Here is an 18,788-nt window from a genome sequence, read left to right on the forward strand (position 1 = left end):
GTTAGGTCAGCGGAACGTCTTCGCTGGCCTGCCCGTGTTGGGTTTTGTCCCAAAAAAACGGATTTGTCGCCAGTTCCCACAGGGCTTTGTAGCCGGCAACCACCCCCAGAGGGAAATACAAACACATCGTCGGGACCCACGGCAGTAAAAACCGCCGTTCACGCGCGGATACAGCGATGATCCCGACGCATATGTTCAGAGCCTCGGTTGCCAGAAACAGCCAGATCAGCGCCGTCGTGATCTGCTGCGGCAGGATCTGCTCCATCGGATTGGGTATGCCCAGGGCGTATAACCAGAAAATCCATAGAACAGGGGCCAGCAGGAACTGACCCAGAGTGCCCAGAAAAAATGCCTGTAGGCCGATAAACTTGGCCGCACCCAAATCAGCATACAGTTTCCGCGGGTCCCGCATGTGCACAAGATAGGTGACCATGAACCCCTTGAGCCAGCGTGAGCGTTGCTTCACCCACGGCCAGGCACGGAAATTCGCCTCTTCAAAGGTGGCGGTGTCCACCGTCTCGGTCCGGTAACCCGCCCGGCAAAGCCGTACGCCCAAATCCGCATCTTCGGTGACATTGTGAGCGTCCCAGCCGCCCAGTTCCAAGAGCTTTTCGCGGCGGAAAAAGAACGTCGTTCCCCCAAGCGGGACGACCAGCCCCATACGTGCGATGCCCGGCAGGATCACGCGAAACCAGCTGTTGTATTCGATGGTGAAACAGCGCGACCGCCAGTTCGTGCGGGGGTTGTAGTAATCCAAAACACCTTGCAGGCAAACCACCTCGGGCGAAGCTTGGGTGAAATGCGCAACCACACGTTCAATCTGATCCGGCTGTGGTGCGTCTTCGGCATCCCAAACGCCAACGATGTCACCGCGGCAAAAGTCCAGCGCGTAATTCATGGCGCGCGGTTTGGTGGTCAACCCGTTCAGTTCGGGGACTTCAACAACACGCATCCAACTGGGCAGAGCCACTCGCGCAAGGGCGTCGCGCGTCACGTCATCCGTCGCCTCAAGCACGAGAACGACGTCCAGCAGCGCTTTGGGATAGGTCAGCCTTTGAAGCCGTTGCACTAGAGCATTCGCGATTTCTCGCTCCTTGTACAACGGCACCATGATGGACACGCAGGGGTGACGCAGCGCGATCGCCGCCTCTGTTGGCTCGGTCGGCTTTTTCATGCGGTCGCTGAGACAGGCCAGGGCGCCCATTATCCGAAAGGCTGCAAAAAGAACCAAACTACCTACGGCCGCGCCCAACAAAACCATCAATCCAATCGAGGGGAACAGGGCGAAAAGACACAGCACACCCAGCGTTGTTGCTGATGATACGAGCCGGGACCCGGCGGTCCAGTTGCGGCAGCTTTGTGCCGCGTTCACACGGGTTTCGGCCGCTTTTGCGAGTGTCTGCGAGAAGTGCTGTGCAATAACCCTGTCTATGTGATGAGAATCCGCAAGAACGGGCAGGATGGAATAGTCGCAATCCTGCATCTCGGCTGCCACGGTTGCAAAACGATCGGGCCGGGCAGTGGCGACCAAAAGCAACGGGCCGATGCGCATCCAGGGAATGACATTGTGCTCAAGCCAGAAATCTACCGGCTTCAGGTTGCACAATCCGGGCATCGTTGGAATTTGTTCGAGGTCCGCGATCTGCCACCCGAACTGCGTGGACAGAGCTTTCAGAACGTCCTGCCTGGTGGCATACCCCTCGCCAACCAGAATCTCGCCAAGCGGCGCTTTCTGCCTGGTCTGCAAGCTCAACGCATGGTCCAGTTGCGAGCGCGTAATGACCTTGGCTTCCAGCAGGCAAGTGCCCAGCGGTTTGCGAAAACCAGGCGCCGGGATCGGGGACGCGTTTGTAAAATCCTGAAGGTTAAGTTCAACCATTAAAAAACCCTGGCACAGTTACCTGCGCTCAGGGTTGATCAAACAAGGTTAATGTGCCGTTAACTCTGGTAACTTAAGGGTTTATGCCTGCTCTTTTTTCTTTTCCATCGCATCGGCGAAACGTTCGAACAGGTAAAAACTGTCCTGGGGTCCGGGCGACGCTTCGGGGTGGTATTGTACCGAGTATACAGGTCTGTCGGTCATGCGGATCCCGCAGTTCGAGCCGTCAAACAGCGATCTGTGGGTCTCAACCACGCCTTCTGGCAAAGACTGCGCGTCCACAGCAAAACCGTGATTCATCGACGTGATTTCGACCTTGCCGGTTTCCAGATCCTTGACCGGGTGGTTCGCGCCGTGGTGGCCGTGGTTCATCTTGACTGTCTGACCGCCTAACGCCAGCGCCAGCATCTGGTGGCCAAGGCAGATACCAAAGACGGGCAGATCGGTTGTGTCCAGAATTTCCTTGATCATCGGCACAGCATAGGCACCCGTTGCGGCCGGGTCGCCGGGACCGTTCGACAGGAAAACGCCATCCGGCTGATGTGCCAGCACTTCGGCAGCGGTTGCCGTTGCTGGCAGCACGGTTACATCACATCCAGCCGAGGCGAGACAGCGCAGAATATTGCGCTTTGCTCCATAGTCGACAGCCACGACTTTGTGGGCGGGGGCCTCTTGCCGCTTGTACCCTTCCGGCCACGCCCAGCGCATTTCATCCCAGCGGTAGCTTTGGGCACAGGTGACATCCTTGGCCAAGTCCATCCCCTCCAGCCCGGCAAAGCCGCGGGCCGCAGCAACCAGTGCTTCGATGTCGAAATCGCCCTCGGGATCATGAGCCAGCGCCACATGCGGCGCGCCCTGCTGACGAATAGCGCGGGTCAGACGGCGGGTATCGACGCCGCCGATCGCGATGCGACCACGGCGGGCAAGCCAGCCCTTGAGTTCTTCGACCGAGCGCCAGTTGGACGGCTGGGTCGGATCCCATTTGACGACCATGCCAGCGGCAACCGGATCAGCGGTTTCGTCATCTTCGGGGTTCACGCCGACATTGCCGATATGGGGGAAGGTAAAGGTGACGATCTGCCCGGCATAGGATGGATCGGTCATGATTTCCTGATATCCGGTCATCGCTGTGTTGAAGCAGAGTTCTGCCACGGTCTGTCCGGTTGCACCGAAACCGATGCCGTAAAACAGCGTTCCGTCGGCCAAAGCCAGACATGCGGTGGGCTTGGACGGGGCGTTCTGGGCCATGGCGCGACTCTCCTGCAAGGTAAACCGGCGCATACCTAAGGGGGTTAAGCGCTTGGGTCAAGTCTGTTCAATTTTTGGGCTATCGTTATTTTTCAATGGGTTAAGCTTGTTCGCCCCTGGTTGTAACGCGCTTTTTGTTTAGATATGTTCGGGGTTCCGTTGTCATGGGGATGGACAAGCCAAATGGACATGCGATCACGGGTGAATGCCGCCTTGAAGCAAGCAATGAAAGACAAAGCAGCCGAGCGTCTGTCGACGCTGCGGTTGATCAACGCGGCGATCAAGGACCGCGACATCGCCGCGCGCGCCTCGGACAATGAAGAGGTCAAAGGCTGCGGTGATGCAGAGGTGCTTGAAATTCTTGGAAAAATGACCAAGCAACGCAAGGAAAGTGCGCGCGCCTATGAAGAGGGTGGTCGCCTGGACCTGGCCGAGCGCGAGATGCAGGAAGTCGCCGTCATCGAAGAGTTTCTGCCCAAACAGTTGGATGATGATGAGGTGTCAAAGGCGATTCAGGCTGCAATCACTTCGACCGGTGCCGGTTCCATTCGCGACATGGGCAAGGTCATGGGCGAGTTGAAAACCCGTTATACCGGACAGATGGATTTCGGCAAGGTCGGGCCTATGGTCAAGGACCACCTCTGCGCCGCGTCAAACGGCGACTGCTGAGACATCAGGCTGAAACACCTACTGCGCGACAGGGTCGCGCAGTTTCCTGGCCAAATCGTCATAGAGCGTGATGCGCTCATCTTCCGACAAAAACGCCCCGATTTCTACTTCACGCCCGTCTCCGACGAGCGTGACATAGTGTGGAACCGGGCCGCCTCTTTCGTACATTTCAGGTCGTGCCCAATAGCGATTGCACGACCATTCCTGTTGGTCTTTGCCCGGAGTGTGATGCACCAGGCGGGCTTGTGAACCGGACAAGGTGAAAACCTCAAACGCACTGCGCGCGCGATAGTTCGCCTGAATCGCCAGCCAAAGCCCAAGCACCGTCAACAGCAGAAACGGTAACAGGCCCCACAACACGACCGACCCAAGCACGGCCAACAATGGGATCAAACCGAACAGAAATACGGACAGGATGGCAATCATCGCCCCACGTCGCGGCAGAGAGTTATGCGGCCAGAGGCGCAGTTCCTGTTCGGTCTCGGATGTCTGATTCCATTTGTACGGCATACCGGAAACATATCGCAGTGCCGCCTCATGTCGACGGATTTTGATCAGACCACGTGGCCCACACGCGCCCAGGACAAGGCGTCATCCAAACGGTCGTCGCCCCAGAACACCTCTTGCCTCACCACGAAGCTGGGGGCGCCGAAAACACCCAGTTTCACGGCGATGTCTGTTTCAGCTTCCAGCGCGGTGACGATATCCGGGCTGCGCGCGCGGGCCAGTGTCAGGCGAGGATCCTGCTGGCACCGTAGCAAAGCTTCGGACAGGGCGCTTTCGCTGCCGGCCTCGACGCCATCCTCGAACCAGATGCGGTATAGGTTCTGGGTAAATGACTTGCCCCATCCGTCCATCATACCAAGCAGAGCGACCTGATTGGCCAGGGCAAGATCGGAAATCGGATAGGGTGCGGGCAGGCTGGCGTGGATGTGATACTTGGCACAGCGACGTTCGATATCACGCCACATATATGCGGATTTTTCGGGTTTTCCGGCGAACGGGATATTCTGCTGGGCTGACATGACCGTGCGCACATTAAAGGGTCGCCAGTTAACGGTGGCGTCATGTTCTGCGCACCAGTCGTCCAGCCGCATCACGGTAAGGAAGCTGTAAGTGCTGCCGATTGAATACCAAAAGTCGATTTCCGGCATTGCCGATCCTCCGACTGTTCTGTGCGGGTATCATAGCGGATTTTGGTACACTTGGCGAACCGGCAGAGGTGGAAACGAAAAACCCCGCCACGTGGGCGGGGTTTCCTTGGATCAGATCGGGATCAGTGCGCGTGGCCTTTGTCCCAGTCTTCCTGCTTGGGCAGCTGCTCGAACGTGTGTTCGGGCGGCGGTGTCGGCAGGGTCCATTCCAGCGTATCCGCGTATTCATTCCACGGGTTCGGACGTGTCTCTTTCGCACCACGGAACAGGGCGTAGAACACGATCCCGAAAAACAGCAGGAACGAAGCGAACGAGATGAACGCGCCGATCGACGAAACGAAGTTCCACTGGGCAAATGCCTCGGGGTAGTCGATGTAGCGGCGCGGCATGCCCTGACGGCCCAGGAAGTGCTGCGGGAAGAAGGTCAGGTTGGCGCCGATGAAGAACAGCCAGAAGTGAACCTTGCCCCAGAACTCAGAGTACTGACGGCCCGTCATCTTGCTGAAGTAGAAGTACACCCCAGCAAAGATCGCAAAAACAGCACCCAGCGACATCACGTAGTGGAAGTGTGCCACAACATAGTAGGTGTCATGATAGGCACGGTCGACACCGGCCTGCGACAGAACCACACCGGTCACACCGCCGACGGTGAACAGGAACAGGAAGCCGAAGGCGAACAGCATCGGTGTCTTGAACTCGATCGAGCCGCCCCACATGGTGGCGATCCACGAGAACACCTTGACCCCCGTCGGAACCGCGATGACCATCGTGGCCAGCATGAAATAGGCCTGCTGACGCAGCGACATGCCGACGGTGTACATGTGGTGCGCCCACACGACAAAGCCCAGCACGCCGATTGCGATAATCGCCCAGACCATCGGCAGATAGCCGAAGATCGGCTTGCGCGAGAAGGTGGCGATCACGTGGCTGATGATGCCGAAACCGGGCAGGATCACGATGTACACTTCGGGGTGGCCGAAGAACCACAGGATGTGCTGATACAGGATAGGGTCACCGCCACCGGCCGGATCAAAGAAGGTGAAGCCAAAGTTGCGGTCCATCAGCAGCATGGTGATCGCGCCTGCCAGAACCGGCAGCGACAGCAGAATCAGCCATGAGGTGACGAAGATCGACCAGCTGAACAGCGGTACCTTGAACAGGGTCATGCCTGGGGCACGCATGTTCAGGAAGGTGGTGATCATGTTGATCGCGCCGAGGATCGAGGAGGCGCCCGATACGTGCACGGCAAAAATCGCTAGGTCCATGGACATGCCGCCTTCGGTCGTCGACAGCGGCGGATACAGAACCCAGCCCACACCCGAGCCGAGCTGATCGTTCCCACCCGGGCTGAGCAGCGAGGCAACACCCAGCGAGGTGCCGGCGACATACAGCCAGAAGGACAGGTTGTTCATCCGCGGGAACGCCATGTCCGGCGCACCGATCTGCAACGGCATGAAATAGTTGCCAAATCCGCCGAACAGGGCAGGGATGACAACGAAGAACATCATCAGAACACCGTGATAGGTGATCATCACGTTCCACAAGTGTCCGTTGGGGGTACATGGGTCGGCCATGAAGCCTTCCAGGCACATGTACTGAACGCCCGGGTGCATCAGCTCGAGCCGCATGTAAACGGTCATCGCCACCGAGATCAGACCGGCAAGGGCCGAAACGACCAGGTACAGAATCCCGATGTCCTTGTGGTTGGTCGACATGAACCAGCGCTGGAAAAAGCTGCGCTGATCTTCATGGTCGTGACCGTGAATGGCTGCGTCTGCCATTATAGGTGCCTCCTGTTGCAACTGCACCGCGCAGTCGGACCTCTCCAACGCGCGGGATTCCTGCTGGTTTTAGAATGCGAAGGGGTGACCTTCAATGGCCGAGTTTGATCTGGATCAAGATTAATTGTCGCGGGCACGCGGGTGCCGCACGATTTTCCGGCTTTGAACGTGGGGTATCTGGGCATGGCGGATGAGAATTCAAGTCCGGACTGTCGATGCGGCATGGGCGTTGGCAGAGTTCCGCCTTGACCGTCGCCCGCGCGCGTCTCAGAACTGTGCCAACACCCGCAATCCAGAGGTTTGAGATGGCTGACTACGACCCCGACAATATCTTTGCCAAAATCCTGCGCGAAGAAATCCCGTGCATGCGCGTGTACGAGGATGATGAAACGCTGGCTTTCATGGATATCATGCCTCGCGTGGACGGGCATCTTTTGGTGATCCCCAAAACACCATGCCGCAACGTACTGGATGCCACGCCCGAGCAACTGACGGCGGTTATAAAAACGGTGCAGAAGATGGCCCGGGCGGTCAAGTCTGCATTCGACGCGGACGGGGTGACGATTCAGCAATTCAACGAGGCGGCAGGCGGGCAGGAAGTCTTCCACCTGCATTTCCACGTCCTGCCGCGCCACGAAGGGGTTTCCATGCGCCCGCCGGGCAAAATGGGGGATTTCGAGCTTATCGGTGAACACGCGAAAAAGATCAGCGCCGCTCTCGCTTGATCATTCGGCGCCATGGGGGCCCATGCATGCGCCATGATCCTGAAACGCGTGCAGCACGGCACAGACATGATCGTGCTGCCCGTCGCAGGCCGCTGAAATTCGGGTCAGTTCCGCTTCGAGGTTTTGCAGGCGGGCAATTCGGTCCCGCAGATCGGCCAGTTGTTTTTGGGCAATTTCGTGCGCCCGGTTAAGGTCGCTGCCAGAGGTGCCCTCAAGAGACAGCAGGCCCACGACGTCGGCCAGTGGCAATCCCAGATCACGGCAATGGCGAATGAAGATCAGCCGTTTCAACGCGGCTGCGTCATACCGGCGTTGATTGCCCGCGGTTCGCTCTGGTTTGGGTAACAGGCCTTTGTCTTCATAGAACCGGATTGTCGGAATTTTCACTCCGGTTCGGCGCGATAAGTCCCCGATCGAATACATTTTTCCGGTTTTGACCTCTTGAACCTCTAGTGGCTAGAGGAATTACATGCTCTGGGAAGCCGTAACAAGGGACATGAAACGATATGGCACACCAGCATTCCCACACCGGGCATGGTCACCAGCACAACCACATTGATCCAGACGCTGGCGATGCGCGCGTCGCCTGGGCGATTGCGGTGAACATGTTCCTGACATTGGCTCAGGTCATCGGGGGCATCATTTCGGGTTCTCTGGCGTTGATTGCCGATGCGCTGCACAACTTTTCGGACGCTGTTGCGCTGATCATTGCGTTTTTTGCCCGCAAGATCGCACGGCGTCCGGCCGATCCACGGATGAGCTTTGGCTATGGCCGGGCCGAAGTCGTTGCGGCCTTGGTCAATTACACTACGTTGATCGTATTGTCGGTCTACCTGTTCTACGAAGGCGTCATGCGGTTTTTTGAACCCGAGCCGATCAACGGATGGCTTGTGGTCTGGGTCGCCGCGCTGGCATTGGTGGTCGATCTCGTAACCGCCGCTCTGACGTATACCATGGCCAAGGATAGCATGAATATCCGGGCCGCATTCATCCATAATGTTGCGGACGCCTTGGGATCAATCGCCGTGATCGTAGCGGGCACCGCAGTGATCCTGTTCGGCTGGACATGGGTGGACCCGGCGGTGACGATCCTGATCTCGGTCTACATCATGTGGCATGTCAAAGAAGAGATAGGCGAGACGGTCCGCGTTCTGATGCTGGGCGCTCCGCCCGACCTGGAGCCAGAGCAGGTTGCCGCGGCGATCGAAGAAACGGAAGGGGTGGCCGAAGTGCATCACGTGCATTTGTGGAGCATGCAGGAGCGGCAGCCCGCCCTGACGGCGCATTTGGTCATCGATGCGAACGCGTGGTCAGATGCCGAAATGGTACGGGACAGTGTCAGGCACACGCTGCAAGTTCGTTTCGGGGTGGGGCATGCGACGCTCGAACTGGAACAGGCTGGCCGCGCCTGCGTCGGTTCGTCCCGATTTGGCCACCAGGAAGAATAGCGGTGCCTGAAAGAGAATTGCCGTTCCGATTTGGGGTCGGAACGGCAGACTCGTAACCAAACACTTCTCGGATTTCGAGGGCGAGCCCTGGATCACCGGTTAACATACCACTCACTCTTGATTGGCAGTTCCATATTACTCGTTAACGGGGCCTTTGTATCTACCTGAGTTAAAAAATGCTTAAAGACTTCCATAAATCCACCGAATTCAGGGTTAATTGCCTTACGCCTGGGAAACAGAGCCAGCCGGCCACAGGGATTGTTGTTTGCAACAGTGGCGCGCAGCGATTCGCTGCGCAGTGATCGACAGATGGATTCAGGGTGCCACTGGGCCAAAAACGTCTGCGAAAGTCTTTTTCAGTGCGGCATCAAGGTCTGCCATCGTTACCGGCAAGCCCAGGTCGACCAATGAGGTCACGCCGTATTCGCTTATCCCGCAAGGGACGATGCCGGAAAAATGTTCCAGATCCGGTTCGACATTCACTGAGATTCCGTGAAAACTGACCCATTTGCGCAGGCGCAAACCAATGGCGGCGATCTTGTCTTCCGCCGGTTTGCCGGTCGCTGTCAACGGCTTGTCATCACGCCGAACCCAAACCCCCACGCGCCCTTCACGGATCTCGCCTTGCACGTTGAATTCCGCCAGCGCCGAGATCACCCAGGTCTCCAGCTGTTTCACAAACTGACGCACGTCGCGACCACGTTTGTTCAAATCCAGCATGACATAGGCCACACGTTGACCGGGCCCGTGATAGGTGTATTCGCCGCCGCGTTTGCTTGCGTAAACCGGAAACCGATCGGGGTCGGTCAGATCCTCGATCCTGGCCGAAGTGCCGGCCGTATAAAGCGGCGGGTGTTCCAGCAGCCAGACACATTCTTCAGCTTCGCCATTTGCGATTGCGGCGACGCGCGCCTCCATAGAGGCAACGGCGTCGTCATAGCTGGTCAGACCATCGGTGATTTTCCATTCCATGCCGGTCTCATATCCGTCTGGATCGGTCAAGAAAAGGGGTCAGGCGGCCTCGGACAGGCAACGTTGCAGCACCTGTGCATAGGTTTCAGAACCCTGCGCGCCGGTCAGCAGGTATTTCCCGCCAAAAACCATGGATGGCACGCCTGAAATTCCCCGGCTGGTCCAGAACAGCTGTTTTTCACGCACCGGGGCTATGTGTTCTCCGCTTTCAAGCGCTTGTCGCGCCGTGTCCGCGTCCAGTCCGATGGATCGAACAACTTCCAGCAGAACATCCATATCGGAGACATCCCGCTGCGCTGTGAAATAGGCGTCGAACAGAGCCAGTTTCAAAGGATGCTGTCGGCCGACTGATTCCGCCCAATCCAGCAACTGATGCGCTGCGAATGTGTTCACCATTCTGCTGTCATCGTCGAAGTTAAAGGCAAAGCCGAGCTCGGCCCCGATCGAGGTAAGCTTGTCCCGTGCCTGCTGACTTTGCTCGGCGGTCGAGCCGTATTTCGCCATGATATGTTCACGCAGGTTCTGGCCTTCGGGTGGCATGTCCGGGTTCAACTCGAACGGATGCCAGCAAAGCCGGGCAAGGACACCCTGTTGCTGCAACGCCATGTCAAGCTGTCGAAACCCGACAATGCACCAGGGGCACACAACATCCGAGACGATATCGATCTGAACGATCGGGAGGTTTTCGGGCGGGGGCATCGGCGGCTCCTGTCAGGTCAATGGCGTGTTGTCCAGTGGCAGAGATAAGCCCGTGGTGAAGGAATTTAAACCACTGCGTTTTTGCCTCTTCACATCGCGCGCACCAACGTCTATACGCCGCTTTACCAAGTCATTGGCAGTGCGGTCGTGGCGGAATTGGTAGACGCGCAGCGTTGAGGTCGCTGTGGGGTAACTCCCGTGGAAGTTCGAGTCTTCTCGACCGCACCAAAAAATTGAAATAATTGTTTTATTACAATATTATAATTGAATCCTTTAAGAATTAGACCACCTCTTGGACCACCTTCTTGTGCCCGCTAGAAGTGGACGGAAAAAATCGATAGCAGCTGCTTGCTGACATAGTGACTGAAATGCGCAGAAAGCTGACTTTGCAAAGTTTGAGTAATTTTCCTCTATTCGACGTTTAGAACCTAATGATTGGTCCGTGTGTTATCGGCCTATTTGGCGTTGCCAATATTTCACTTCCGCACCTATGCAGCGATTTGCCTTCAACCTTTCATAATCCATAGTTGAAGGTGTTCTTTAAACTGATGTTTGAACTGGTGAAATCCGGAAGCAAAAAGCACTCAACCGAGTACGAGGATCCAGAACGGTCGCAAGAGGGAAGGCGACGTTGTCAGTACACGTCGCCTTTTTCGTTGTTTTGAAACTACTCCAAGATAGCGAGGATCTACTCGATTAGTGTGATCTCACCGGGCCGCCATGTTCCTTCAAACCAAGGCTCCAAAGGACCGTAGAGTCTTAGAACCGTGGACCAGGATTTTCCGGGCATTGTCTGTATCCAATTGCCCTCTTTGCCTTCTGGCGCTTCTGGCGCAAACCAAACCGTAAAACTGCCGTCCTCGTTTGCTTCCAAAGTGGGTTGGTTGCTATCGACCCCTGCAAGTTTCTGGTCCGTTTCGAGAAGTGAACGGGTTTGCGTGTCGTAGACAACGAATGACCAATAGTCTTTTGCTGGCGGGTTTGGGGGAATTGTCACCGAGTAAGTTTTACCGCCGTCGAAGTAGTTTCCATCGCTGTCGCGATTCGCGAGTGCGTATTGCGATCCGACCCCTACCTTTTGAGCGACCATCGCAGGTGTGATTCCGGTCGCGTAGTAGTGGAACAGAGTCCGCGCATCTAGAATTTTGACGTCACCGGCTTGGAACTCGTGATTGCCCCCGACAAACGCGGTCTTCCAATACCCGTCGTCATAGTAGAAAGGTGCGCGGGATCGTGGGGCAAAGTTAAGAGATTTCGCGGCAGCAGTGCCAAGTGCCACGGCTTCGCTCAGCAAGGACTTCAGTTCATCATCAGGTTCAAAAGGCTCTCCCTTGCGAATCCCTATCGAGAACATTGCGCCCATCAACTCTTCCGGCAGCGCACCTTCGGCTTCGCTATCGACGACGGCTTTCATTTCATCGAAAAAGCTGAAATCGTTTGCGTGGATTGTGTTGAACTGTTTGTCCGTTAGATTCACGAACTCTTGCTCTGGTGGGTTCTCTCTGTCTTCCCAGCGATAGACACGCAAAGTTTCTTTGACCCGTTTTACCGCCGCTTCAACACCGTCATCCCCGTAGAACGCACGAAGCAAAAACCAGTTACGATAGCTTGGTGGCTGAACGATAAAATAGCCCTCTTCCGGCAAATCCCCTTCGAATCCGGGAGGCACGATCAGAAATTTTCCGCCTTTGCCTTCGTCAGGGCCAGCATTACCGATATCGGTGACGTATCGCATGTATGCGTCGTTCACGAAACCCAGCATACCTTCGGGCACTTCATATACCACCGGACCTTCGGAGAGATCGGTACAGTTCAATATATAAATTGTTGTCGTGTTGGGTGTCAGCAGTAGCGAACGCGCGTTATACAAATCTTCAAAGATGCCGATTTTCATCGGATCAACCCCAGCGCCTTCTTCAAGACCATGACACATCGCATAGGTCGATGCGGCGGGCATACCATCCATGAAAATCTGCATACCCCGCACGAAGTTAAGCGCGTTGTACGACAACTTCGCGGTTTCTGGCGTTGGAAGTCCATCGAAATACTCCAACGCACCAAAACGTGTTTCCACTGTGTCCGGCACAATGATGCTGTCGGGGACGTTTGCACTGTATTCCTGTGCTAAGGCTGGGATCGCAAGAGACAATGCGGCTACACCTGCGAACATCAGTCTTTTCATACCGTTTTCTCCTAGTGGGATAAGTCTACTATTCAATTCACTTTTTCCAGATCGGGTAGTTTCCAACCGCTTTCTATCCAGCCTTCAGCTGGTCCATAGAGACGAAAAAGCAAGAAAAAGTCCTCGCCGGTCGGAATCCAATTGCTTTCCAGCCCATCCGGAGCAATTGGGCCGAAATACACGTCAGCCGAGCCATCTTCGTTAACCTGTATGTCAGGGAGGTCAGTCGTCGCCAATCCCACCCGCTCGTTGCCTTTTACAAAGCCCTTAGTTTTCATGCTGTATACAATGACGGACCAAAAATCCTCGGCGGGCGTGTCTGATGGAACTGTCAGTTTGTAGGTATCTTCACCGTTGAGCATGGCGCCATCACTGTCGGTTAAACCTGTCAGGTAGAACGTGCCTCCACCGAGCTTTTTGGGCAGGTAAGTGATCCAAGAATATGACCCGCCCGCGCGGTCGTCGATCAAAACCATATCTGTCGTAACATAGGGAAATCCGGCTTCCGGTTGGCCTTCGGCGAATGCCCAGACACCCCATTGGCGATCTTCCCACAAAGGCACGACAGAGCGCGTTATGAAGTGTTCTTGCATCGTATCGTAGGCACATTGGAGACCATCCAGCATGGCCGCTTGTGTCTCCTCGTCAGGTTCAAAAGGATGGCCTCGCACAATGCCCAGAGACGCCAGCATCGCCATCATTACCTTGTCTTGCTCCAAAACAGGCTCGCGCTGAATGACCGCATTCAGATCAGTGAAGAAAGTCATGTCGTATACAGGCAGCGTGTTGATGGGGTTCTCTTTTACGTCGATGAACCGTGTTGCCGGAGGATTGTCCGCATCCGACAAGGCATAGACTCGGAGCGTTTGGGCATATGCGGCCTGGTCTGCGCTTGTGCCGCCATCTTTTGCAACTGGACGGAAAGCAAAATGAACGCCATAGGTGTTGGACTGGTGAACGTAGTACCCGTCTGACGGTACGTCTCCGTCGTAACCAGGCGGAAGGATGAGGTATTTGCCACCTTCCCCCGCATCTTCGCCTGTCGTTCCGACGTCTGCCAGCGGGACTTGCCAGGCATTCACGATGGTTCCAAAGAAGGCCGCCTTATCACCGGCAGGGGGCACATCAATGACTACAGGCTCGTCAACAGTGATTCCGCCGCCGAATACATAGGGCGTGACATCGTTGGCCGTTAGAAAGCCGTGGCGACTGTCCATTGGCTCGCTCATATAGGCGATAACGCCCCGATCAGCGCCGGCATCGCGCTGGATTGCAAGTTCGATGTCATAAACGCCGACCGCCGGCATGCCCCAAATTGCAGCTTCACACGCGCGACGTTCGATCAGGTTCCGTTGTGCGTCTGACATCTCGGCGCTTGCGCTAATGGGTAAAAACAGGATCGCAGCGGTGGCCCAAGTTGAAAGGCATCCAATTCTGGGAACGTTATTCGACATTGCTTTCTCCACGTATGCTTGGATGTGAATTTATTGCACAAAGCCAAATGGGATGCGTATCATTTCACGACAGCGGACTTGTAGAAGCGAGACAATCTGGCATGAGCTTACCCCCAATGATTTCGGCGAAAGCACTTGGAGCAATGCCGCAGTTTGTCTTGGATGTGGCAGGGGAGAGAAGGCTTATCGCCGCGATGAGGGCAGCCGAACTGTCGTATAAATTCGTGGATGAACGTTCCGGCTATATTTCGGCTCATTCGCTGGCGACGTTCATACACGAAGCGGCTTGGTCAACCGGGCTAAAGAACATCGGTCTTTTTTGGTCTCCTCACCTGACTGTCGCAGAGTACGGCGCATGGGGGCGCTATGTTCTTTCGGCCCCGAACTTGGGTACGGCCCTCAATCGTGCTTCTTTTGTGATGCCGCTTCACTCGTCCACAGATAGGGCATGGTTGGAAAGCCCTGGATCACCCGCCAGGTATTGCTACGATTTTGGTATTAAATCTCACCGCGCCTATCCCGATGTCGGCTTCTCCGCGATAGGAGTCATTCTTAGTATTTTTAAAGCTTATCTCGGAGCGAATTGGACGCCGCGTGCCGTTCTGTTGAATTTCCACAAAGTGACGAACGCGAACGAAGCTGAAGATGTGTTTAGGTGCCCGGTTATTTGGGACGCGCCGCGGTTGGGGATCGAGTTTGATTGGTGTTGTTTGCACGCCAGCCGCTCAAGTCGACCCAACGCCGAAAATCCAACCACAGTCGACGACATAGCTAGGGAGCGTCTGGGAGGACCTCCTGAGACGCTTTCTGAACGAGTTGCAGAACTCGCGCGCCAGCAACTTCATGATGATGCGGTTTCGATTGATTCAATTGCGCGTTCTCTAGATGTAGGAGTGCGAACCCTTCAGCGTAGGCTTGAAGCGGAGGGTGGACGTTATCGTAATATTATCAATAGAGTCCGCATAGAACGCGCGACTGAACTTTTGGCTTTACCAACGGAAGCGGTATCCGACATCGCTACCGCGCTGGGATATGAAACGTCCAATAATTTTAGCCGGTCATTTAAAAGGCAAATGGGCATTTCACCCACCGAATTCAGAAGCACTCTTTATCGCAAATAAAATAGGACACAGAGTTCTCGATTAGAAGGTCTTGTATGGGCTGCCACTCGTCACTGATGGAAGAAGAAGGAAACGGCAACTTCGAGCATCGTTGCCCGACGTCTTAAGAGGAGCGAGATAGCGGCATCACCGCCCCATTTCTCAACCTTCTAAGCAATCATCGCCGCCAGGTTATCAAGCGCCTTCTTGTAGTTTAATCCAAAAGCGCCCTTTAACCGCACGACCAAGTTTTTTTAGCGTCACTTTGTTCGCCTATCAAAAGTGGGTACTCGTGCAACAACTCTGAACGAAATCTTTGACGAACCTAAGCTCTGATTTCGGCCTTCATGAATTCAACAAAGGCTTTCACGCGCGGTTTGCGAAAAGCTGATGGCAAATGGACACCTTGGATCGGGAGCGTGCGGGAGTGGATTCCAGAGAACAGCTCGACCAACCGCCCTGTTTCCAGGTCATCCCCGAGGAATACATCGGGGCAGATAAAGATACCCCGCCCTGCGCGTGTTGGCACGAGACAGGCAGGAGGGCTATTGGCGAGAAACGGCCCGGATACGGGCACTTGTATGGTTTGGCCTTCGACCTGAAACGGCCAGCGGTTCGGTTCGGGGTTGTTCGCATCCCTGATACAGATGTGTTCGGAAAGCTCAGCGGGATGTGAAGGCGTGCCATGCTCTGCAAGATAGGCCGGTGCAGCCACGACCTTCATGTGCGTCTCGCCCAGCTTGCGGACAATCAGGCTTGAGTCATCAAGGTTCCCAATCCTGATTGCAATGTCAAAGCCACCCTTGGCCAGATCAGCATAGTGATCTGACAGGTCCAGCTCGACCGTGACACTCGGGTGTTTTTCAACAAAACGAGTTGCGGCTACCGCCACCGCGGTGTCGCCATAGGTGAGGGGTGCCGCAACGCGAATAACACCTTTCAAACCACCTGAAGTATCGAATTCGGCTTCCAGCTGTTCAAGCTCGGCAAGCACACGTCGCGCCCCTTCCAGGTATTTTTCTCCTTCGTGAGACAGAGACATTGAGCGCGTGGTCCGGTGAAGGAGCGTCATGCCAAGCAGGTTTTCGAGCCCGGCGACACGCTTGCTCACCAATTTGTTCGAAATCCCCAAGCGTTGCCCAGCAGCAGCGAAGGAACCGGTTTCCACGACAGCCACGAAGCTTCGCATTCCATCAATCCGGTCCAATCATTTATCTCCAGAATGACGATACATACTCTCAATTATCGCCATTTCAGCGAGCAAAAGCCACATCTAAGTTCTTCTCAAGCTCAAACGCAGGAGACAAGAACATGGCAAGTTCACATGCCCCGATCTCGATTGGTCAGGTTGCCCTGACAGTGCGCGACCTTGATGGCATGGCCGCGTTTTATGAAGACGTGATTGGCCTTGGCCTGATCGAACGCAACGGCGAAACCGCCTGTCTGGGGACCGGCAACGGGACACTGATCGAGTTCCGCCAGGACCGCAAAGCCAGGCCTTTCCCGCGCGAAGCCGGGCTGTTTCACACTGCCTTCTTGCTGCCAACCCAGCAGGACCTCGCCGCTTGGTTGATCCATGTAGAGGAGCGCGGACTCCAACTTGATGGCGCATCACATCACGGCGTTAGCGAAGCTCTCTATTTGAGTGATCCGGAGGGGAATGGCATCGAAATCTACCGGGACCTGCCGCGCGAGACCTGGAAGCGCAGCGGCGAGCAAGTGCAAATGACAACGCAACCGCTTGAACTGAATTCGCTGAAGCAAAATGCCACGCCGTGGCACGGCGCGCCTAGCGGCACTGTCATCGGACATGTCCATCTGCGTGTTGGAGACGTGGATGAGGCCGCGCGATTTGTTACTCAGGCCATTGGAATGGTGCAGACGTTCCAACTGCCCTCGGCGCGTTGGTTCGGTTCAGGCGGTTACCACCATCACCTTGCTGTCAACGAATGGCAATCCAAAGGGGCAAAGAAGCGCACAGAATGGAGCACAGGCCTCGCGAGTGTCGAACTTCTGGCGGGACCTGAAAGCCTAAACCCTGGTCGCCTGATCGACCCGTGGGGAACCGAATTCAAAATCACCGCGACGCAAGCCCGCGCCGCGTGAATTCCTATCACCACCGCTTCAAAACAAGGAGAAAATCAATGACCCCCAAAGAACTCGTACTGGAGGCTGTTGAAGCCATTTTTATCAATTTCGACCCATCCGCAGCGCAGCAACTGCTGGCGCCGGACTACATCCAGCACAACCCCGCCGTGCCGACAGGTGCAGCCCCCATACTTGGCTTCATTCCAGGCTTGAAGGACAGTGGGGTCGAAGTGAACATTCACCGCGTGATCGCCGAAGGGGACATGGTTGTTTTGCACACGACCTACAACAATGCGCAGGCTTTTGGCGCAGATACGTTGGTTGGCTTCGACGTCTTCCGCGTGGAAGATGGAAAGGTTGCAGAGCATTGGGACAATCTGACTCCGCTCGCCCCGCCAAACCCTTCCGGTCACACGCAAACAGATGGCCCGACCGACATCACTGATCTGGACAGGACAGCAGAGAACAAAGCGCTGGTCGCGGATTTCGTTGAAACCATCCTGAAAGGTGGTGAAACTGATCGGATCACCGACTTCCTGTCCGCCGAAACCTACATTCAGCACAACAGCCAGATCGCTGATGGTCTGGACGGTCTGGGCGCCGCTTTGATGGCGATGGCGGATCAGGGCATCCAGATGATCTATTCCGATGTGCACATGGTTGTGGCCGAGGGTAATTTTGTCTTCACCGCATCCGAGGGCACATTGGGCGGCGTACCGACCGCGTTCTATGACCTGTTCCGCGTTGAGGACGGCAAGATCGTCGAGCACTGGGATGTGATCGCAGACATCCCATCCGAGATGGCCCATGACAACGGCAAGTTCTGATCGGACGGCAACATGAAAACGTTCTTGATCACTCTAACGATGATGCTGGGAAGTATAGCCATGGCGCAGGATGCTGGTGTAATTGAGATCGTGACTATGAACCTCGCAGAAGGTGTCACGGCACAAGAATTCGAGCCGGTCGATAAGGCCATCGAAGAAGAGCATGTCAGCCAGCAGCCCGGCTTCATCTCACGCCAAGCGGCCTTCGCGGACGGCAAATGGGCTGTCGTGGTGAACTGGGAAAGCGCGGAGGCCGCGCAAGCGTCGATGGACAGTTTTGCTTCCGCCCAAGCAGCCGAGAAGTTCATGAGTATGATCGACGCAACCTCAATGTCGATGAAACGCTATGAATTGGCGCGATAGCGTATAAACCTCCACAGCATCCGTAGGAATTACGGGTGCTGTACACTGAGCCTCCCCAACTGAACGGGTCCACCGTTATGTTTAGGAAACGGAGGACTGAGAATGGCAAACAAGCGACCGAGGCCCGAAGAGATTGTCTCGAAGTTACGGCAGGTTGAAGTTCTGATGGGGAAGGGATGTCCCGTCTTGATGCGATCAG

18 protein-coding genes and 1 tRNA gene are annotated in these 18,788 nt (G+C 55.7%); 8 read left to right on the forward strand and 11 right to left on the reverse strand.

Annotation, left to right across the window (positions count from 1 at the left end; translation table 11 throughout):
* Nucleotide 1: 1 nt before the first annotated feature.
* A complete protein-coding gene (locus GOW31_RS13150; protein WP_171170648.1) occupies nucleotides 2-1,879 on the reverse strand; it encodes a glycosyltransferase in 1,878 nt (625 codons plus the stop codon).
* An 81-nt stretch (nucleotides 1,880-1,960) separates the two neighbouring features.
* On the reverse strand, nucleotides 1,961-3,127 hold the full coding sequence (gene carA / locus GOW31_RS13155) for a glutamine-hydrolyzing carbamoyl-phosphate synthase small subunit (RefSeq protein WP_171170651.1): 1,167 nt from the start codon (nucleotides 3,125-3,127) through the stop codon (nucleotides 1,961-1,963).
* Between the two features lie 183 nt (nucleotides 3,128-3,310).
* Between carA and GOW31_RS13160 the strand changes: the two genes are divergently transcribed.
* Nucleotides 3,311-3,796, forward strand: a complete 486-nt coding sequence (locus GOW31_RS13160) for a GatB/YqeY domain-containing protein (RefSeq protein ID WP_152457635.1) — start codon at nucleotides 3,311-3,313, stop codon at nucleotides 3,794-3,796.
* 18 nt (nucleotides 3,797-3,814) lie between these two features.
* Here GOW31_RS13160 and GOW31_RS13165 read toward each other — a convergent pair whose 3' ends face one another.
* The 3 genes from GOW31_RS13165 to ctaD form a co-directional block, all read right to left on the reverse strand.
* Nucleotides 3,815-4,306, reverse strand: coding sequence for a DUF2244 domain-containing protein (locus GOW31_RS13165; RefSeq protein WP_171119599.1), 492 nt, complete (start codon nucleotides 4,304-4,306; stop codon nucleotides 3,815-3,817).
* Nucleotides 4,307-4,350: 44 nt separating this feature from the next.
* Nucleotides 4,351-4,950, reverse strand: a complete 600-nt coding sequence (locus tag GOW31_RS13170) for a 2-hydroxychromene-2-carboxylate isomerase (protein ID WP_171170653.1) — start codon at nucleotides 4,948-4,950, stop codon at nucleotides 4,351-4,353.
* A gap of 122 nt (nucleotides 4,951-5,072) precedes the next feature.
* Nucleotides 5,073-6,731, reverse strand: a complete 1,659-nt coding sequence (gene ctaD / locus GOW31_RS13175; protein WP_170346621.1) for a cytochrome c oxidase subunit I — start codon at nucleotides 6,729-6,731, stop codon at nucleotides 5,073-5,075.
* Between the two features lie 305 nt (nucleotides 6,732-7,036).
* Between ctaD and GOW31_RS13180 the strand changes: the two genes are divergently transcribed.
* Entirely contained in the window at nucleotides 7,037-7,456 is a 420-nt protein-coding gene (locus tag GOW31_RS13180) for an HIT family protein (protein ID WP_171170655.1), read from the forward strand.
* On the opposite strand, the gene GOW31_RS13185 is transcribed toward GOW31_RS13180, so the two are convergent.
* Nucleotides 7,457-7,879: a helix-turn-helix domain-containing protein gene (locus tag GOW31_RS13185; protein ID WP_171170657.1), complete on the reverse strand. Its 423-nt coding sequence runs from the start codon at nucleotides 7,877-7,879 to the stop codon at nucleotides 7,457-7,459.
* An 83-nt stretch (nucleotides 7,880-7,962) separates the two neighbouring features.
* On the opposite strand from GOW31_RS13185, the gene GOW31_RS13190 reads away from it, so the two are divergent.
* Nucleotides 7,963-8,904, forward strand: a complete 942-nt coding sequence (locus GOW31_RS13190; protein WP_171170658.1) for a cation diffusion facilitator family transporter — start codon at nucleotides 7,963-7,965, stop codon at nucleotides 8,902-8,904.
* 315 nt (nucleotides 8,905-9,219) lie between these two features.
* On the opposite strand, the gene lipB is transcribed toward GOW31_RS13190, so the two are convergent.
* Both lipB and GOW31_RS13200 read right to left on the reverse strand, forming a co-directional pair.
* Nucleotides 9,220-9,876 carry a lipoyl(octanoyl) transferase LipB gene (lipB, locus tag GOW31_RS13195; protein ID WP_171170687.1) on the reverse strand — a complete coding sequence of 219 codons (657 nt, stop codon included), beginning with the start codon at nucleotides 9,874-9,876 and terminating at the stop codon, nucleotides 9,220-9,222.
* Between the two features lie 39 nt (nucleotides 9,877-9,915).
* Nucleotides 9,916-10,575, reverse strand: coding sequence for a DsbA family oxidoreductase (locus GOW31_RS13200; RefSeq protein ID WP_171170660.1), 660 nt, complete (start codon nucleotides 10,573-10,575; stop codon nucleotides 9,916-9,918).
* 141 nt (nucleotides 10,576-10,716) lie between these two features.
* Here GOW31_RS13200 and GOW31_RS13205 point away from each other — a divergent pair.
* Nucleotides 10,717-10,803, forward strand: a tRNA-Leu gene (locus GOW31_RS13205).
* A 460-nt stretch (nucleotides 10,804-11,263) separates the two neighbouring features.
* Here GOW31_RS13205 and GOW31_RS13210 read toward each other — a convergent pair.
* Complete coding sequence (locus GOW31_RS13210; protein ID WP_174829437.1) at nucleotides 11,264-12,757, reverse strand: DUF1254 domain-containing protein; 1,494 nt, start codon at nucleotides 12,755-12,757, stop codon at nucleotides 11,264-11,266.
* Between the two features lie 32 nt (nucleotides 12,758-12,789).
* The gene (locus GOW31_RS13215; protein ID WP_171170662.1) at nucleotides 12,790-14,124 is read right to left on the reverse strand and encodes a DUF1254 domain-containing protein; all 1,335 of its coding nucleotides are present in this window, start codon (nucleotides 14,122-14,124) and stop codon (nucleotides 12,790-12,792) included.
* 50 nt (nucleotides 14,125-14,174) lie between these two features.
* On the opposite strand from GOW31_RS13215, the gene GOW31_RS13220 reads away from it, so the two are divergent.
* Nucleotides 14,175-15,332, forward strand: coding sequence for an AraC family transcriptional regulator (locus GOW31_RS13220; protein WP_171170664.1), 1,158 nt, complete (start codon nucleotides 14,175-14,177; stop codon nucleotides 15,330-15,332).
* A 304-nt stretch (nucleotides 15,333-15,636) separates the two neighbouring features.
* Here the strand turns inward: GOW31_RS13220 and GOW31_RS13225 are convergent, their stop codons facing one another.
* Nucleotides 15,637-16,518 carry a LysR family transcriptional regulator gene (locus GOW31_RS13225; protein WP_171119608.1) on the reverse strand — a complete coding sequence of 294 codons (882 nt, stop codon included), beginning with the start codon at nucleotides 16,516-16,518 and terminating at the stop codon, nucleotides 15,637-15,639.
* Between the two features lie 104 nt (nucleotides 16,519-16,622).
* Between GOW31_RS13225 and GOW31_RS13230 the strand changes: the two genes are divergently transcribed.
* From GOW31_RS13230 to GOW31_RS13240, 3 genes are read left to right on the forward strand one after another with little or no spacing between them, the layout of a single operon-like run.
* A complete protein-coding gene (locus GOW31_RS13230) occupies nucleotides 16,623-17,417 on the forward strand; it encodes a VOC family protein (RefSeq protein ID WP_171170667.1) in 795 nt (264 codons plus the stop codon).
* A gap of 38 nt (nucleotides 17,418-17,455) precedes the next feature.
* Nucleotides 17,456-18,226 (forward strand): nuclear transport factor 2 family protein, encoded by a 771-nt coding sequence (locus GOW31_RS13235; RefSeq protein ID WP_171119610.1) that lies wholly within the window; start codon nucleotides 17,456-17,458, stop codon nucleotides 18,224-18,226.
* A 12-nt stretch (nucleotides 18,227-18,238) separates the two neighbouring features.
* Nucleotides 18,239-18,589, forward strand: a complete 351-nt coding sequence (locus tag GOW31_RS13240; protein WP_171170669.1) for an antibiotic biosynthesis monooxygenase — start codon at nucleotides 18,239-18,241, stop codon at nucleotides 18,587-18,589.
* Nucleotides 18,590-18,788: the final 199 nt, after the last annotated feature.

Origin of the sequence: Ruegeria sp. HKCCA0370, assembly GCF_013033705.1 — a bacterium.
GTDB lineage: Bacteria > Pseudomonadota > Alphaproteobacteria > Rhodobacterales > Rhodobacteraceae > Ruegeria.

What these genes read in the sequence shown, in the direction of transcription:
- GOW31_RS13150 (WP_171170648.1), bottom strand. Translation starts at nt 1,879, where the DNA reads ATGGTTGAACTTAACCTTCAGGATTTTACAAACGCGTCCCCGATCCCG.
- carA (WP_171170651.1), bottom strand. Translation starts at nt 3,127, where the DNA reads ATGGCCCAGAACGCCCCGTCCAAGCCCACCGCATGTCTGGCTTTGGCC.
- GOW31_RS13160 (WP_152457635.1), top strand. Translation starts at nt 3,311, where the DNA reads ATGGACATGCGATCACGGGTGAATGCCGCCTTGAAGCAAGCAATGAAA.
- GOW31_RS13165 (WP_171119599.1), bottom strand. Translation starts at nt 4,306, where the DNA reads ATGCCGTACAAATGGAATCAGACATCCGAGACCGAACAGGAACTGCGC.
- GOW31_RS13170 (WP_171170653.1), bottom strand. Translation starts at nt 4,950, where the DNA reads ATGCCGGAAATCGACTTTTGGTATTCAATCGGCAGCACTTACAGCTTC.
- ctaD (WP_170346621.1), bottom strand. Translation starts at nt 6,731, where the DNA reads ATGGCAGACGCAGCCATTCACGGTCACGACCATGAAGATCAGCGCAGC.
- GOW31_RS13180 (WP_171170655.1), top strand. Translation starts at nt 7,037, where the DNA reads ATGGCTGACTACGACCCCGACAATATCTTTGCCAAAATCCTGCGCGAA.
- GOW31_RS13185 (WP_171170657.1), bottom strand. Translation starts at nt 7,879, where the DNA reads ATGTATTCGATCGGGGACTTATCGCGCCGAACCGGAGTGAAAATTCCG.
- GOW31_RS13190 (WP_171170658.1), top strand. Translation starts at nt 7,963, where the DNA reads ATGGCACACCAGCATTCCCACACCGGGCATGGTCACCAGCACAACCAC.
- lipB (WP_171170687.1), bottom strand. Translation starts at nt 9,876, where the DNA reads ATGGAATGGAAAATCACCGATGGTCTGACCAGCTATGACGACGCCGTT.
- GOW31_RS13200 (WP_171170660.1), bottom strand. Translation starts at nt 10,575, where the DNA reads ATGCCCCCGCCCGAAAACCTCCCGATCGTTCAGATCGATATCGTCTCG.
- GOW31_RS13210 (WP_174829437.1), bottom strand. Translation starts at nt 12,757, where the DNA reads ATGAAAAGACTGATGTTCGCAGGTGTAGCCGCATTGTCTCTTGCGATC.
- GOW31_RS13215 (WP_171170662.1), bottom strand. Translation starts at nt 14,124, where the DNA reads ATGTCAGACGCACAACGGAACCTGATCGAACGTCGCGCGTGTGAAGCT.
- GOW31_RS13230 (WP_171170667.1), top strand. Translation starts at nt 16,623, where the DNA reads ATGGCAAGTTCACATGCCCCGATCTCGATTGGTCAGGTTGCCCTGACA.
- GOW31_RS13235 (WP_171119610.1), top strand. Translation starts at nt 17,456, where the DNA reads ATGACCCCCAAAGAACTCGTACTGGAGGCTGTTGAAGCCATTTTTATC.
- GOW31_RS13240 (WP_171170669.1), top strand. Translation starts at nt 18,239, where the DNA reads ATGAAAACGTTCTTGATCACTCTAACGATGATGCTGGGAAGTATAGCC.